Source organism: Bacillus sp. N3378-2at (genome assembly GCF_033412715.1).
In the GTDB taxonomy this organism is placed as follows: Bacteria; Bacillota; Bacilli; order Bacillales; family Bacillaceae; genus Bacillus; species Bacillus subtilis.
The window spans coordinates 2,959,017-2,975,214 of sequence record NZ_CP117986.1; the positions used below are offsets into that span (position 1 = coordinate 2,959,017).

Consider the following 16,198-nt stretch of genomic DNA (forward strand, 5'->3'; position numbering starts at 1 on the left):
GGAAAAGCACCTTGCAGTTGGGGTGCTTTTCCCTATACATAATTGGAGGTAGAATACGCTTGATGCAGCAAGATCTCTCAATCACACCAAAACAAAAATCAACAGCCGTAATCAAAATGGTCATCTCCATGGTGATTTTCGGTTCTATCGGCTTTTTCTCAGAGCATACCAATCTGCCGTCATTTGAATTGGTCTTTGTCCGCTGCCTTTGCGCGACGCTGTTTTTAGGCCTTTGCTGGCTGGCGTCCGGCCAGTATAAAACTGAAAAATGGAGCAAGAGAGACGTGCTGCAAACATTGGCGTGCGGTTTCTTTCTTGTATTCAACTGGGTGTTCTTATTTAAGTCTTTTGAAGAAACGTCCGTTACAATTGCCATCTCCGTTTATCACCTAGCGCCGGTGCTTGTTCTTCTTCTGGGGAGTTTCCTCTACAGAGAGAAATTAAATGTGATCTCCGTCAGCTCCATTATCATCTGCTTTCTGGGAACTGCGCTGATTTCCGGGATTAACGGCAGCACTTCATTGACACAGCTGATGGGATCAGGGATCATATGGGCAGTTCTCGCCGCACTGTTTTATGCGTTCACCACTTTATTGGGAAAAGGCATTCACAATCTCAGTCCTTACACGACCACCTTCTTGCAGACGGGTTTAGGGGTTATCATCCTGATTCCGTTTATTCACTTTGGCGCTTTTGCTGACCTATCTCAGGGAAACTGGATTATGGTGGTATCTACCGGCATCATCCATACGGGTATTGTATATTTGTTGTTTTTTGACAGTTTGCGAATTTTATCAACGAAATTTATTTCAATCATTGTATTTCTCGACCCCGCTGTCGCGATCGTGCTCGATACCGTCTTCACAGGCTTCCGCCCTGACCTCTATCAAACGCTTGGCATCGTGCTGATCTTTGCGGGCATGGCCTTGACGCTTGTCAGGAGGCAGGGGAAGGCGAATGTGGCAGCTGAGGGTACGGATATTGAACAAATGCAATAATGGAAAAAGTAAAAAGGCCTATGCGGCCTTTTTTTATTTTAGGTCAATAGACTCTCGTTAATCCTTAAAATAAGATAAATTTTCTAGAAAAATATTGTAATAATATTTCAGTCTGGTTAAGATTATTGAGTGAATATTACTTTTATTACAAAAGGAGAGAGAAAATGAAAAAAAGAAAGAGGCGAAACTTTAAAAGGTTCATAGCAGCATTTTTAGTGTTGGCTTTAATCATTTCATTAGTGCCAGCCGATGTACTGGCAAAAACCACTGAAGAAGAGAATGGAAATCGTATTGTTGCCGATGATCCAGAAGAAACTCTTCAGAAAGAACAAACTGAGGAAGCCGTACCTTTTGATCCAAAAGATATAAACAAAGAGGGTGAGATCACCTCGGAAAGAACAGAAAATACAAAACTCTATTATGAAGGTGACGGTGTCTATAAACAGGAAGTATACCTTGATCCTATTCATACAAAGGAAACACCTGATGCCGACTGGGAAGACATTTCTCCTGAGTTAAAAGAGTCGACAAGCAAACAAGTCGAGACAGAGAATGCCATTTTGAATTCAGATTTTCAAAAGCAAATGAAGAACGGGCTTTATGCGACTTTTGAGCATAATGACCATAAGGTTACATATTCACTTGTAGAAGCGAAAGCCCCGAATAAAACTTCACTTACTCCGAAAGATACCTCAGCAGATTATAAGACTGACAGTAATGAGATTGTGTATCCGGATGTTTTTCCGAATATTGATCTTCAGACTTTCACATTCAATGAAAACATAAAAGAAGATTTAGTCCTTCATCAGTATGATGGATACAACACATTTACATTTCAGTTAAAAACCGATTTGCAGGCTAAAGAACAAGAGGATGGATCCATTGATTTTTCTGATGAAAAAGGCAAAGTTGTTTTTTCTGTGCCTAAGCCTTTTATGACGGATTCAAAACTAGATGAGCTTTCCGGCGAGGTTGAACGGTCAGACAAAGTCAGCTATAAGCTGGAAAAGAATGAAGAAGGGTATTTGCTTCATCTTACGGCAGACGAGAACTGGCTGAAAGACCCAGAACGCGTATATCCAGTATCTATCGACCCGTCAACTTCTTTATCTGTTTCATCGGATACGTTTGTCATGAGTGCCTACCCGACGACGAACTATTCGGCCTCCTCACAAAAATGGGATGCTAATTTAAAGGCCTATGTACTGAAAACGGGCTATTATGACAAAACAACAGGCACAAACTATGCGTTCATGAAATTTAACAACCTAAAGCCAATTCAAAATATGACTGTCACTAAAGCTACATTAAAAACATACGTAGCCCATTCCTATTATGGAACAAAGGCAACCGGTCTTTGGCTGGATACGGTCAACAGCAATTATGATAATGCAAAAGTGACATGGAACACCAAACCGGCATCTAAAAATATCGGAAAAGCCGACGTCCATAAAGGACAGTGGGCGAGTTATGATGTGACCGCTGCTGTAAAGTCATGGAACTCCGGCGGGGCCAACTATGGATTTAAGCTTCATACAAACGGAAACGGCAAGGAATATTGGAAAAAACTAATTTCTTCAGCGAACTCTGCCAATAAACCGTATATTGAAGTGACGTATACCATACCAAAGGGAAACACCCCTACAATTAAAGCCTATCACAATGGTGATTCCACTGGTTATTTTGATATCAGTTGGAAAAAGGTTGAAGGGGCGAAAGGGTATAAGGTATGGATTTACAATGGTAAAGAATATCAAGCGATTTCTGCAGGCAACGTCACGTCGTGGAGCACAAAAGGGAAAAAAATCTGGCCTACGAGCGCAGAAATTGCTTCCAAGAGATATAAACTGCATCTGGACGGCAAGGACGGAGCCGAATTGGCACTAGACCCATCCCCGGTCTATAAGAACTCCGGCGGAAGCTATGCCACAAGCAAAAACTATTGGATTGGCGTCAGTGCAATATTTGACCAAGGTGAAGGAGCGATGTCCGCACCGGCAAAGCCCGTTATCCCTAATGTAGGAAAAGCACAAGCACCATCAGCAAAGGGCTACAATAATGGGAATGCCACAGGATACTTCGACCTTTCTTGGAAAGCTGTATCCGGTGCAACCGGCTATAAGGTTCAGGTGTTCAATGGGAAAGGCTTTGAGACACTTGATCTCGGAAATCAGACGTCTTGGACCACAAAAGGGAAAAAGATCTGGCCGACAAGTGCAGAAATCAAGGCGGGAAAATATGCTCTTCACCTAAAGGACGGAAGCGGAGCAGAGCTGCCGATCAATCCCGGACCAACCTATAAAAACGCCGGGGGAGATGGAGCCAAAAAAAATTACTCGTTTAAAATTATCGCATACAACAAAGATGGCGAAGCCATTGCATCCCCGGCTGCTAACCCGGCACTTCCTGATATCGCTAGGCCAAAGAATTTAACTGGCTATTTGTATACAAATACAAAATCGAGTCAAACGGGTTATGTGAATTTGATATGGGAAAAGGTTCAAAATGCGAAGGGCTATAAAGTTAACATTTACAACGGTAAAGAATATCAGTCCTTTGATGTTGGTGATGCTGATCATTGGACAACCCAAAATAAAAACATCTGGCCGACTTCTGAGGAAATCAAAGCCGGAAGCTATAAGCTTCATACAGATGGAAAAGGCGGGGAATTAGCCCTCGATCCATCACCTGTCTATAACAATGCAAATGGGAATTACAAAGGGAAGAAGAATTATTCTTTCACGCTTGTCGCCTATGATGCGAATGGTGAAACGATTCCAACGGCGCCCTTTAACCCAACGTTCCATGAAGGCGCAGAATTCCTAGGTACAGAAGAGTACTGGTCTATCATTGATATCCCAAGCGGCCAGTTAAATGGTGCGACAGGCAATGTCATTGTGAATGAAGAAGATTTGTCAATTGACGGACGCGGTCCGGGACTTGGCTTATCGAGAACCTACAACAGTCTTGACAGCTCTGATCATTTATTTGGGCAAGGCTGGTATGCTGATGCAGAAACATCTGTCATCTCAACGGATGGCGGGGCAATGTATATCGATGAAGACGCTACGACACATCGATTCACGAAAAAAGCCGATGGCACGTATCAACCGCCGACCGGTGTATATCTTGAATTAACAGAAACAGCTGATCAGTTCATATTAAAAACAAAGGATCAAACCAATGCTTATTTCAATAAAAAAGGCGGCAAACTCCAAAAAGTAGTGGATGGCCACAACAATGCAACTGTCTATACTTACAATGACAAAAATCAACTGACCGCCATTACAGATGCATCAGGCCGCAAGCTTACATTTACCTATGATGAAAACGGCCATGTGACTTCCATCACAGGACCTAAGAATAAGAAAGTCACCTACTCATATGAGAATGATTTGCTGAAGAAGGTTACGGATACAGACGGGACTGTTACAAGCTATGACTATGATGGCGAAGGACGCCTTGTCAAACAATATTCAGCCAACAGTACCGAAGCAAAGCCTGTCTTTACCGAATATCAGTATAGCGGACACCGTCTCGAAAAAGCGATCAACGCTAAAAAAGAAACATATGTCTACAGCTATGATGCTGATAAAAAGACACTTCTCATGACACAGCCAAATGGCCGGAAGGTACAGTATGGCTATAATGAAGCGGGAAATCCGATTCAGGTCATTGATGATGCGGAAGGGCTAAAAATTACAACGAATACAAAATATGAAGGCAACAATGTCGTAGAAGATGTCGATCCAAACGACGTGGGCACCGGAAAAGCAACGGAAAGCTATCAATATGACAAAGATGGCAACGTTACGTCGGTTAAAGACGCATATGGAACTGAGACATACGAATATAACAAAAACAACGATGTCACAAAAATGAAGGATACCGAGGGCAATGTCACGGATATTGCTTATGACGGACTGGATGCTGTATCCGAAACCGATCAGAGCGGAAAATCATCGTCAGCAGCCGTTTATGATAAATACGGAAATCAGATTCAATCCAGCAAAGATTTATCAGCTTCAACTAATATTTTGAAAGATGGAAGCTTTGAAGCACAAAAATCCGGCTGGAATCTGACTGCCTCTAAAGACAGCGGCAAAATCTCAATTATCACCGATAAAAGCGGAGTTCTTTCCGGATCAAAGGCATTGGAAATCTTGAGTCAATCAACGTCTGCCGGAACCGATCACGGGTTTTCGTCAGCGACACAAACAGTTGAACTGGAGCCGAATACAACCTATACATTAAGCGGGAAAATCAAAACAGATCTAGCAAAAACAAGAGCCTACTTTAACATTGATTTGCGAGACAAAGATCAAAAACGAATTCAATGGATTCACAATGAATACAGTGCATTAGCCGGAAAAAATGACTGGACAAAACGGCAAATCACTTTTACGACTCCAGCAAATGCAGGAAAAGCCGTTGTGTATATGGAAGTCGATCATAATGATAAAGATGGCAAAGGAAAAGCATGGTTCGATGAAGTCCAGCTGGAAAAAGGCGAAGTATCGTCAAGCTATAACCCAGTTCAAAACAGCAGCTTCACATCAGCGACGGAAAACTGGAATGTAAGCGGAGCATCCGTTGATTCTGAAGAAGGCTTTAATGATGATGTATCATTAAAAGCTGCCCGGACCAGTGCGTCCCAAGCCGGATCAGTAACAAAACAAACCGTTGTCTTAGGGCAAAGCGCAAATGACAAACCGGTTTATCTCACACTGACAGGAATGTCGAAAGCAAGCAGCGTCAAATTTACAGATGAAAAAGACTATTCTCTGCAGGCGAATGTCACTTACGCTGACGGCAGCACAGGCGTCTACAATGCGAAATTCCCTTCTGGAACACAGGAATGGAACCGGGCAGCTGTCGTCATCCCTAAAACAAAGCCGATCAATAAAGTAGATATTAGTATTCTGTTCCAAAAGAGTGCGACAGGCACAGTCTGGTTTGATGATATCCGTTTGATTGAAGGAAGCCTTCTGACTAAAAGCACGTATGACAGTAATGGCAACTATGTGACCAAGGAAGAGGACGAACTAGGTTACGCCACTTCAACTGATTACGATGAAACTGGTAAGAAAACAGCTGAAACGGATGCAAAAGGTGAAAAAACAACCTATACGTATGATCAGGCAGACCAACTGACAAACATGACGCTCTCTAACGGCACGTCTATCCTTCACAGCTATGATAAGGAAGGCAATGAGGTAAGCAAAACCATCCGGGCGGGAGCAGATCAAACCTATAAATACGAATATGATGTGATGGGCAAGCTTGTCAAAACAACTGACCCTCTGGGCAATGTGCTAGCAAGCGAATATGATGCCAACAGCAACCTGACCAAAACCATTTCACCAAATGGCAACGAAGTGTCTCTTTCTTATGATGGAACAGACCGGGTGAAATCAAAGTCGTATAACGGTACAGAAAAGTACAATTTCACGTATGACAAAAATGGAAATGAAACGTCGGTCGTTAATAAAGAGCAGAACACCACAAAGAAACGGACATTTGACAACAAAAACCGTTTAACCGAATTGACTGACCGCGGCGGCAGCCAAACTTGGACATACCCTAGTGACTCCGATAAGCTGAAAACCTTCTCGTGGACTCATGGGGACCAAAAAGGAACGAATCAATTTACGTATAACAAGCTGGACCAAATGATTGAGATGAAAGACAGTACATCTTCATATTCATTTGATTATGATGAAAATGGAAACGTCCAAACCTTTATTACGGGCAACGGCGGCGGAACAAGTTTTTCATATGACGAAAGAAACCTTGTAAGCTCGCTGCATATCGGTGACAAAAACGGCGGAAGCATTCTGACGGAAAGCTATGAATATGATGCCAACGGCAATCGCACAACGATAAACAGCTCAGCAAGCGGCAAGGTGAAATATGAGTATGGGAAGCTGAATCAGCTTGTCAAAGAAACCCATGAAGACGGTACTGTCATTGAATACACATATGATGGATTCGGGAACCGGAAAACCGTTACAACTGTAAAAGACGGCTCAAGCAAAACGGTGAACGCTTCCTTCAACATCATGAACCAGCTGACAAAAGTCAATGATGAAAGCATCTCTTACGATAAAAACGGCAACCGCACATCCGACGGCAAATTCACATATACGTGGGATGCAGAAGATAACCTGACCGCCGTTACCAAAAAAGGCGAAGACAAGCCATTCGCAACATATAAGTATGACGAAAAAGGAAACAGAATCCAAAAAACCGTCAACGGAAAAGTCACGAACTACTTCTACGACGGAGACAGCTTGAACGTCTTGTATGAAACAGACGCGGACAACAACGTCACAAAATCATACACGTACGGGGACAGCGGCCAGCTGTTATCCTACACAGAAAATGGCAAGAAATATTTCTATCACTACAACGCACACGGCGACGTCATCGCGATCTCAGACAGCACCGGAAAAACGGTTGCCAAATATCAGTACGACGCATGGGGAAATCCAACAAAAACCGAAGCAAGCGATGAAGTAAAAGACAACCGCTATCGCTACGCAGGCTACCAATACGACGAAGAAACCGGCCTGTACTATCTCATGGCCCGCTACTACGAGCCAAGAAACGGCGTGTTCCTCTCACTTGACCCAGACCCGGGCAGCGATGGAGATTCACTAGATCAAAACGGATATACCTATGGAAACAACAACCCGGTCATGAATGTCGATCCAGACGGCCATTGGGTATGGTTTGTTGTCAATGCAGGATTTGCGGTATATGATGGATACAAAGCTTATAAATCAGGCAAGGGTTGGAAAGGCGTAGCGGTTGCAGCCGCATCAGGATTTGTAGGTGGTGGAAAGTTAAAATTAACAAAAAAAATCGGAAAATGGGCCACCTCAAGACATTGGTATAAAGGAACATTTAAAACTAAAAGAAAGTCATTGGACTATCATCATAATAAACATATTGTGAGAAATGGTAAATCTTACAGTAAAAAGAGATATACAAAAGTTGCTAGAGCATTTTATAGATCTAATAAGCATTTACGCGAAAAAGTAATACTAGCTACTGGAAAAAAAGGTTACAGGATTAAGAATGGAAAAAGAACTGGTTATTACACAAGAAGTGGAAAGGTAGTTACATTTGTGAATAATAAATGGAAGAAAAAGAAAAAGCGTTAATTTTAATTTCTACAATATAGAAGGGCCTGAATATGGATGAAATTTTTTAAAAGATATAATATTGATCAAAAAACATTAGATGAGTTCAAAAAATATTATGTATTATTACATGGTCCGTTTCCAAATGATATGTATGATTTTGAAGAAGAAACAAATACTTCTTTAGATGAATTTTATGAATTTTTTGCCTTAATAACTGGAAGTTTAAATTATATAATTGAAGATAAAAAAATTCCTAGATATCAAAGAGAAATGTTAAAAAAAACGTTCTATGAACATTATCCTCATTTTAGGAATTATAAAAGTGATATTTTAAAATATCAAGAATTAAGTGAATGCTTAGAATTTCATGAAAAAATTAGGATTTTGATTAATAAGCTTATAACAGGAGGATGAATCTTTAAACTAAAATAATAAACAAAAACAGCTGTCAAGTATATTTGACAGCTGTTTTAATTAATTCGGGAAAGACACAATTTATTTTTACAGCGACAGTCTGAATGTGTATACTTTCACAAAAGCATACACATACGGTGATAGTGGACAACTGCTAGCATTCACGCAAAATGGCAAGAAATATTTCTATCACTACAACGCACAAGGTGACGTCATTGCGATCTCAGACAGCACTGGAAAAACCGTTGCCAAATATCAGTACGACGCATGGGGAAATCCAACAAAAACCGAAGCAAGCGATGAAGTAAAAGACAACCGCTATCGCTACGCAGGCTACCAATACGACGAAGAAACCGGCCTGTACTATCTCATGGCCCGCTACTACGAGCCAAGAAACGGCGTGTTCCTATCGCTCGACCCAGACCCGGGCAGCGATGGCGACTCATTGGATCAGAATGGGTATGCTTATGGAAATAATAACCCTGTGATGAATGTTGACCCTGATGGGCATTGGGTTTGGCTTGTGGTAAATGCTGGATTTGCGGTATATGATGGATACAAAGCTTATAAATCAGGTAAAGGGTGGAAAAGTGTTGCTTGGGCAGCTGCTTCTAACTTTGGCCCTGGAAAAGTGCTGAAAGGCGCCAAGAAGGTTTTAGGTGTTGCGAAGGGAGCTAAGAAGTATTTAAAACCAGGTAAATATGCCAAAAGGTCAATACCTGCAAGAAGTACAAGTAGCAGGTTGAATAAAAAGGAAAGAAGAGTATTAAACAAGATTGGGAATAAATATGGCTGTCACACTTGTGGTAGAAGGCATCCTGGAACTAAAAGTGGAAATTGGATTGCGGATCACCAACCAGTATCAAAATTAAGGAAGAAAGGCCAGCGTCAAAGGCTATATCCTCACTGTCAAACTTGTTCGCGGAAACAGGGAGGATATACGAGTTCTATTTTGAGAAAAAGACATCAACGGAGGTGAGGAAATTGGGAAAAAAAGAAGCGATTCTAGCATTACTTAACGATTCATTCAGAAAGGAAGAGTTCCCTCTTATTTGTAATTCGAATTTTGATTTTGCCAAAGGAAAACTTTCGGTATTTGTTGATGGAGATAACTGGCTTTTAACGATCCAGCTGTTTGGATTGTCGAAATTGGGTCCAGCCATTGATTTTTATACGTTTGGAAATCAGTTAATAAATAATGCAGCAAATTATTTAGTGGATGAACCGTTTTGTTTTGTAGATAAATTAGGAGATCAACTAGAGTTGGAAGATGTAGAACCAGGTTTTACAAGGAAACAAATCAATGTGTTCCTTAGAGGGAGAACATTTAAATTTTTCATTGAGCAAGAAATACTAGCAAAGATTACATCAGAGAATGAATGGATTACATGTTTAAGGCAAATGATTAAAAATCGTTTATTCCTCGACACACTCTGGTTGACAAAACAAGAACAACTACAATTGGCAGGTCTCTCCTGCGATTATGACCAACTGTATTCAACTGAATCTTGGATGCATCCTGAAACAGAAAAGGATTTTCCTAGCCTTTCTCCTTTCTTTCAAGCTATTGCTCAAGCAATTTGTCGTAAAGATGCTGCATATATCCAGAAACTTGAGAAAGGTAACACTGATTGGTCAACATGGACATATTCAGATTCTGTTCAGTATTATTAAAGATGATACGGATATACAGCCTATGGCTGTGTATCCATAATATTTTATCGTATGATGATCATACACGATATAAAAAGGATATATTTTCCTGAAAAGGTCGAAATCATTATTTAGTTTGCAAGTATAAAGATAAAAACAGTAAAAAAGGAGAATAAACATTGATTAAAAAAACAGAAATTCTTAGTCTATTAGATGACGAATTCAGTGAGTTAAATCGACCTCTTTTTGAATGGCGCGAATCTAATTATATTGGAAGTAAATGTACCTTAGTACGATTAAATAAAGAACACTGGTTACTGGCAATCCAATGCTTCCAAATTGATAATGAAGGACCCTTTCTGTCTGTTCATGCTTATAGTAACTGTTTTTCAGAGAACTATAAATTGATCATAATTAATGACATCGTTTTAAAGACCAAAGAAGATGAGGAAGTAACATATAGTGAAAGTAACTTTAATCAATTAAGCGAAGCAGTGAAAATAAAAATTGCAGATTCCCTTTACTGCATAAATATTCACCAAAGAAATGAATTCCAAAAGAAGACCAAAGAAAAGGCATGGAAAACATATTTTAGAAATTTGTTTGAGGATGCCAATTTTAGAGACGCACTCTGGATTAAACCAAAAAAACTTAAGAGTGAACTAGGTTTAAAAGGTGATGATGAAGGTGTATACGAAACAGAGAACTGGGAATATCCTGATTATTTAACAGATCCAAGTGAATTAATTTCATTTCAATCTTTTGCTCAATACCTTGAAAGCGGAATAGGTCCAGTTAATGTAGGAGTTCCTAATAACCATTGGAAAGAATGGGAGGATTACGATATCGAATGAATTTGGGGAAACGTCAATAAATATTGTGATAAAGTCCGTGACTTCTTATGGGTTTCTCTCACCTTCAGCTTATATGGAGAGCAATCAGCATTCCACCAATGCGGTCAGAACTTAACTGTAAAAGACTATACGATTTATGGGTAAAAACCAAAGACAATATATTTAATGAAGTATATAAACGAGTAAGAAAACATATCTTGCCCTTTCTAACCTGGGAGCATAACCAATGAATAAAATCATCAACACGAACACCCAAGGTTGTTTTTTCCATGCTGATCCACAGGGGCGTGTCTACATTGGAAAAGGGTTGAAAGGAGATATCACCATTTCAATCTATGATCCTTCCGGTGATGTTCGGGATTTTAAAGTGAAAGAGCCGATTGCATACAGCGATATTCTGCTCTTTCAACAAAGTGCAGATGGCTATGTCTTCGTTTATTACGAATCGTACGAGCCGAAGGTAAAGGTTTTTTCAGAAGAGGGAAGGGTGAAAAGTGCTTTTCCCTTGCCTTCAGGGGTTTCCTGCTGTCTTTTGGACGAGAAACAAAACCTTTGGGTGGGTTTAAGTGATGAAGGCATTTATGGTGACGCAAACCCCAGTGGACAAAGTGTGCTGTGTTGTACTTTAGACGGACAACTAAAGGAAACTCATATTGATCCACAGCTTTTAGAAATATATGCGCCCGTGGTAGATGCCTGCTATGCACTTGCAGAAAAAGATGGACTGATATACATGCTGTATTACTCTTATACAGTCATTGCTGCCTTTGATGAGACGGACGTGAGACGAGTGTGGATTGTTTCTGATAAAGAATATTCTGGAGTATATGACCAGCTTGCAATTTCAGATGACGGGTTTTGGATATGCAAAGATGAACATTCACTGTCCCTCATTCCGGCTGATGTCAGTCTGCCGATACAAGAGGTGAAGTGCTGTGATCAAGACGGGAGGGAGCTCTCGATACAACAGGTGAAACTGACAAGTAATGCTATTTATGCTCTATCAGATTCAGGGATCTATAAGAGGGATATCAGAGGGGGGAAGACAAATGAATGAAACATCGTTTTGGCAGCTTATTGACCAAGCTGGCAATCAGGAAGAACCTAATGAGTGGCTGCGTGATGCATTATTGAAAAAAGAAATCAATGAGATCGTTGATTTTGAATTTATGCTTCAGACATTCATGCACAAAAGCTATCTGTCCTCACTATGGGCGGCAGCATACATCTTAATGGACGGCTGCTCGGACGATACATTTGATTATTTCCGCGGATGGCTGATTGCCCAGGGTAAAGAGACATTTGAAAAAGTGCTGGATGATCACGAGTATTTGGCAGCACACATCACGGAGGAAACGCTTGACGAGGAAGGCTATCCGCAAAATGAAGACTTGCTGTCAATGGCAATCGAAGCGTTGACATATATAAAGACTGGCGACGATGAATGGGATGATGAAGTACACGACGAGCTTTTAGATGCGCTTGAGCAAAAGGGGCTTGCCGAATCGGACGGTATTGAATTGGATTGGGAAGAAGAAGATTTGCCTGATAGGTTTCCAAAACTGTGGGAGCGTTTTGGGGAAAATCCGCTGGGTGAGTTTTAAATAGTTGAAGATAAGGCTTGTATCAATAAGCGATACAAGCTTTTTCAGAACAAATCTAAACATGAACGACAACGAAAACAAGAGAATGATGAATCAATTTAAAGGAACTTGAGAAATTGACGGCGGAGGGAATGCAGCTCATGCAAAAAAGATTAATCGAAAAACTCGCCGAGAATAAAAGACATATGTTGATGAGCGAAATCAAAAAAAAATTAGTTCCTTGTGTAGAAAGAGGCTTCACTTATCGTTTTGCTGATCTGGCGCAAAGCAAGCAATTGCTTGAGCTGGTTTTATCAAATTCAATACCAGCCAACACCCGTGAGGTTGATGCCCTCGAAAAAACGGAAGCGAAACAGTTGATCTGGAAAATATCTCAGTCATATGTTGCTTATGATGACCGGGACGTTCTGCTGTTTCATCAATACAGCAGCGAAATTGGTGCGTTAATTTCTTCTTTTGGAAAATGTCTCGAGCACCTTGACGGCATATTCGAATGTATTGGGTTCGACAAAGGGCTTCTCAATCATAGTTTTATTTTGGTTGAGCCTAAGGGTCAGTTTGGATTATGTATATTGCACACGGAATATGGCTGTGAGGTTGTATATTGGTAGATTGGTTTCCTGGGAGGAAACACCATTCGGAATCATTTATGGGAAAATATTCAATACCTAAATAACAGTACGGTGCTTTGCATACTAATAACAAATCATTTAGTACTTGAATACGTGGTGATCAAATTGAGCGAACCAAAGCTAATAGAATGCATAAATAAAATCAAAAGTGTCTTAAATGGACAAACAACAAGAGAAGAAGTGTCGGATTGGGCGGGCATTTATGTTCATGCGGATGACCCCGAAGTAGAAGATGATAGAGTCTGGAGTATGTTAATCCTTCTAAGCGGGATTGATTTGAAAGATTCTCCTGAAACTTATTTGCATTCAACAGATGATTTAAATGATTGGATCAAACAATATACGGGGTAATTTATGTTTGGTGGTAAGGTGTTATTGATTAAGAAAGAGGCAGGAGATGACAATGTACAAAACAATTAATGAATGGGTTGATTACATAGATGAGGGGTGCAGTGTCCTTCATTTAGATTTTAATGTGTTTAAAAAAGAGCTCTCACTTAATATCAAGGTTTTTGAAAGTGAAGCTGAATATACGCATAAAATAGTATTTCAAAATGTGGCATCCGCTTATTATAGTGCAGATGTTGGCGACATGAGATTGGAAAAAATAGATCCGGAAGAATACAATTGGCAAGTATTTGAGATGAGTTATCACCCAGAAGGGATCGGGAATCTATCAAATTCTATAATTCCGGAGTATCAATCAAATGCTAACTTTCTTATTGACATGAACAGAATGCTGATTGCTATAGAAGCTGAAACAGTTCGCTTTGATGATCAATCGTTTTATGCATATCATTCAAATCATAAATAAATCAACATATAAGAAAGGTTATCAGCCTTTTACGGTTTAACAGGAGCCAGACAATTTGTAAACAGCGATAGTATTACGATTTCAAACAGCAGTACTGGAAAGGAAATTTTATTAAATAATCCTCATATAAAACAAGGAGGCAGCATGGCCAAAATTAAAGACGATTGTCTTGAACTTGAGCTAACACCGAGAAGGTATCAAGAAATGGATGATGATCCATTTATTTTATCCATATTTGAGTTGTTGGAAAATAAAAAAGCGATCGTTCGCGATTATTCCGCTGTTTTATTAGAGAGTGAATATAAATTGCTGATATCTGGAATTGAAACGTTGATAATGGGAAATCAAGATATGATAAATTTAGAAACCATTGATCCACTTTTAATTCTCAGTATTAATGAAGAAAACGGAAATTACAGCTTTAAGATTAAAATTATACTTGAAGGTGATGTTAAGTTTAATTCTAATTTGTTTGAGATTACCTGTAATGAAAAAAAGCTAGAATCCTTTGCAGATGCTTTAAAAACAAATCTGGAAGATGTAAAAAAATCTTCAAAACTTCCCTAACCGTTACGCGGAATTTATCGAAATAATAATCTGATGTTATATCCAGAGGGGCATTAGATAGGGTCAAGGACTAGCTGATGTCCCTCTTACACTGCTTACAAGGAAGAGTGAAAAATGAATGAAAAAGAACTTGAGATGTCATTAAAGTTAGATCCTGATAAAAGATATCGTTATTTTATTAAGAAAGTTGTTGACTATGAAGAAGTCTGGTCATTAAGTAACGACGAGGGATGGGTTATATCTGAAGGCGAGAACGGTATACTGCACCTGCATTTTTGGGCGACAAAAGAACATGCAAATCATTGTGCTATTAAGAAATGGAAGGACACAAGTCCAGAATCAATTTCCTTGGATGATTTTGTGGAAAATTGGCTCCCTGGAATGCTTGAAGATGGAGTCGGTATATCAATATTTTCTAACAATCGTAATTCAGTTTCAAAACCAATACCTCTGGTTCTTGAAGATATTGAAGAAGAATTACAAAACTATTCCTGAAAAAGTATTTTAATTTGTCTAAAGTATCCCATCTGCATGTTAAACCTTTTACTTAAAATGAAGTGAGGAGTATGACATGAACAGTATTGAGCAATGGATAGATTATATAAATCACGATGTTAATTGCTTTATGTACGATATTAATTTTGAATACCTAGAGAATAGATTAACTCTTTATCTTAAGTTATATGAAGAAGAAGAAAAAGCCACTTTAAAAGAAATTTCATTTAAGGATATAAGTGGAATTTATTGCGATTTTAGTGTTCATAACAAGTTTGATAAAACTATACCCATTGATACTAATTGGTACCTTGAAGAAATCAGTTATTTCAAAGAAGGAATTGGAAAACTACAAAATGGTATATTAGGTAATCAAGTCTTAAATGCTAATTTTCTTATAGAAATTAACGGGACTTTACTTGCTATAGAATCTAAATGTGTATCCTTTGATTCTAAAGAATATCAAGCGTTTAATGATTATGAAAAAACTGAAAAAAAAACAAAAAAATAATATAGTGGCTGGGATCAAGAAATTTTTTCAAGGAGGCAGGATTTAAGTGAATAATCCAATACAAAAGCATCTGATTGATTCGGAATTCACCATATTAAAAACAGATTTTCAGTTCTTTAAAAAAGAATTTATTCTTTATTTAGAAATGGATACGAAGGGAAAGAAGCAGCAGCATCGTATTTTATTCAAGAATGTATCATCATTATTTTTTTATGCCGGCAAGGAATCGTCTTTAAAAGATGTTGCTTATGGGGAAAAATGGATTTTGAATTCATTCTCTTACTATCCGAAGGGTATTGGAACATTATATCACCCTTTAATTGAAGATTATGAATCGAATGCAAACGTTTTGATTGGAATTAATCAAGCTGTCTATGCAGTTGAAACTGAAAGGGTTTTCTTTGATTCAACTGAAATATATGCCTCAACATAGAGGTGATCGTAATAATGAAGTAAATAAACGAGTAAGAGGACTTATCTCACCATTTCAAACCTAGGAGCATAA

General features: G+C 39.2%; 13 protein-coding genes and 2 pseudogenes. All 15 read left to right on the forward strand.

Translation table 11 applies throughout. The features are described from left to right. The first annotated feature begins 62 nt into the window (after window positions 1-62). The 15 genes and pseudogenes from PUN35_RS15900 to PUN35_RS15970 all read left to right on the forward strand — a co-directional run bounded on the left by PUN35_RS15900 (window position 63) and on the right by PUN35_RS15970 (window position 16,126). The gene (locus PUN35_RS15900) at window positions 63-998 is read left to right on the forward strand and encodes a DMT family transporter (protein ID WP_031601140.1); all 936 of its coding nucleotides are present in this window, start codon (window positions 63-65) and stop codon (window positions 996-998) included. 164 nt (window positions 999-1,162) lie between these two features. After that, complete coding sequence (gene wapA, locus PUN35_RS15905) at window positions 1,163-8,167, forward strand: tRNA nuclease WapA (protein ID WP_014481371.1); 7,005 nt, start codon at window positions 1,163-1,165, stop codon at window positions 8,165-8,167. 36 nt (window positions 8,168-8,203) lie between these two features. Next, the gene (locus PUN35_RS15910) at window positions 8,204-8,563 is read left to right on the forward strand and encodes an immunity protein WapI (RefSeq protein WP_014481370.1); all 360 of its coding nucleotides are present in this window, start codon (window positions 8,204-8,206) and stop codon (window positions 8,561-8,563) included. Window positions 8,564-8,630: 67 nt separating this feature from the next. Beyond that, window positions 8,631-9,542: pseudogene (locus PUN35_RS15915) on the forward strand (RHS repeat-associated core domain-containing protein); the annotation flags it as partial. Beyond that, the gene (locus tag PUN35_RS15920) at window positions 9,539-10,237 is read left to right on the forward strand and encodes a DUF7003 family protein (protein ID WP_031601138.1); all 699 of its coding nucleotides are present in this window, start codon (window positions 9,539-9,541) and stop codon (window positions 10,235-10,237) included. The pseudogene PUN35_RS15915 and the gene PUN35_RS15920, both read left to right, overlap by 4 nt. Before the next feature lie 158 nt (window positions 10,238-10,395). Continuing rightward, entirely contained in the window at window positions 10,396-11,070 is a 675-nt protein-coding gene (locus PUN35_RS15925) for a DUF7003 family protein (RefSeq protein ID WP_033881892.1), read from the forward strand. A 226-nt stretch (window positions 11,071-11,296) separates the two neighbouring features. After that, window positions 11,297-11,608: pseudogene (locus tag PUN35_RS15930) on the forward strand (DNA-binding protein); the annotation flags it as partial. Between the two features lie 511 nt (window positions 11,609-12,119). Beyond that, a complete protein-coding gene (locus tag PUN35_RS15935; protein WP_014481364.1) occupies window positions 12,120-12,674 on the forward strand; it encodes a DUF4240 domain-containing protein in 555 nt (184 codons plus the stop codon). Window positions 12,675-12,814: 140 nt separating this feature from the next. Further along, the gene (locus tag PUN35_RS15940; protein WP_033881894.1) at window positions 12,815-13,285 is read left to right on the forward strand and encodes a YxiF family protein; all 471 of its coding nucleotides are present in this window, start codon (window positions 12,815-12,817) and stop codon (window positions 13,283-13,285) included. 9 nt (window positions 13,286-13,294) lie between these two features. After that, entirely contained in the window at window positions 13,295-13,657 is a 363-nt protein-coding gene (locus PUN35_RS15945) for a hypothetical protein (protein WP_372338631.1), read from the forward strand. A 46-nt stretch (window positions 13,658-13,703) separates the two neighbouring features. Further along, window positions 13,704-14,120: a YxiG family protein gene (locus tag PUN35_RS15950; RefSeq protein ID WP_031601135.1), complete on the forward strand. Its 417-nt coding sequence runs from the start codon at window positions 13,704-13,706 to the stop codon at window positions 14,118-14,120. Between the two features lie 144 nt (window positions 14,121-14,264). Next, window positions 14,265-14,687, forward strand: a complete 423-nt coding sequence (locus PUN35_RS15955; RefSeq protein WP_014481360.1) for a WapI family immunity protein — start codon at window positions 14,265-14,267, stop codon at window positions 14,685-14,687. Between the two features lie 114 nt (window positions 14,688-14,801). Beyond that, a complete protein-coding gene (locus PUN35_RS15960) occupies window positions 14,802-15,182 on the forward strand; it encodes a DUF2750 domain-containing protein (RefSeq protein ID WP_014481359.1) in 381 nt (126 codons plus the stop codon). A gap of 76 nt (window positions 15,183-15,258) precedes the next feature. Continuing rightward, complete coding sequence (locus PUN35_RS15965) at window positions 15,259-15,693, forward strand: YxiG family protein (protein ID WP_014481358.1); 435 nt, start codon at window positions 15,259-15,261, stop codon at window positions 15,691-15,693. Window positions 15,694-15,739: 46 nt separating this feature from the next. Further along, window positions 15,740-16,126, forward strand: coding sequence for a YxiG family protein (locus tag PUN35_RS15970; RefSeq protein WP_014481357.1), 387 nt, complete (start codon window positions 15,740-15,742; stop codon window positions 16,124-16,126). Window positions 16,127-16,198 lie beyond the last annotated feature (72 nt).

What these genes read in the sequence shown, in the direction of transcription:
- PUN35_RS15900 (WP_031601140.1), top strand. Translation starts at nt 63, where the DNA reads ATGCAGCAAGATCTCTCAATCACACCAAAACAAAAATCAACAGCCGTA.
- wapA (WP_014481371.1), top strand. Translation starts at nt 1,163, where the DNA reads ATGAAAAAAAGAAAGAGGCGAAACTTTAAAAGGTTCATAGCAGCATTT.
- PUN35_RS15910 (WP_014481370.1), top strand. Translation starts at nt 8,204, where the DNA reads ATGAAATTTTTTAAAAGATATAATATTGATCAAAAAACATTAGATGAG.
- PUN35_RS15935 (WP_014481364.1), top strand. Translation starts at nt 12,120, where the DNA reads ATGAATGAAACATCGTTTTGGCAGCTTATTGACCAAGCTGGCAATCAG.
- PUN35_RS15940 (WP_033881894.1), top strand. Translation starts at nt 12,815, where the DNA reads ATGCAAAAAAGATTAATCGAAAAACTCGCCGAGAATAAAAGACATATG.
- PUN35_RS15950 (WP_031601135.1), top strand. Translation starts at nt 13,704, where the DNA reads ATGACAATGTACAAAACAATTAATGAATGGGTTGATTACATAGATGAG.
- PUN35_RS15955 (WP_014481360.1), top strand. Translation starts at nt 14,265, where the DNA reads ATGGCCAAAATTAAAGACGATTGTCTTGAACTTGAGCTAACACCGAGA.
- PUN35_RS15960 (WP_014481359.1), top strand. Translation starts at nt 14,802, where the DNA reads ATGAATGAAAAAGAACTTGAGATGTCATTAAAGTTAGATCCTGATAAA.
- PUN35_RS15965 (WP_014481358.1), top strand. Translation starts at nt 15,259, where the DNA reads ATGAACAGTATTGAGCAATGGATAGATTATATAAATCACGATGTTAAT.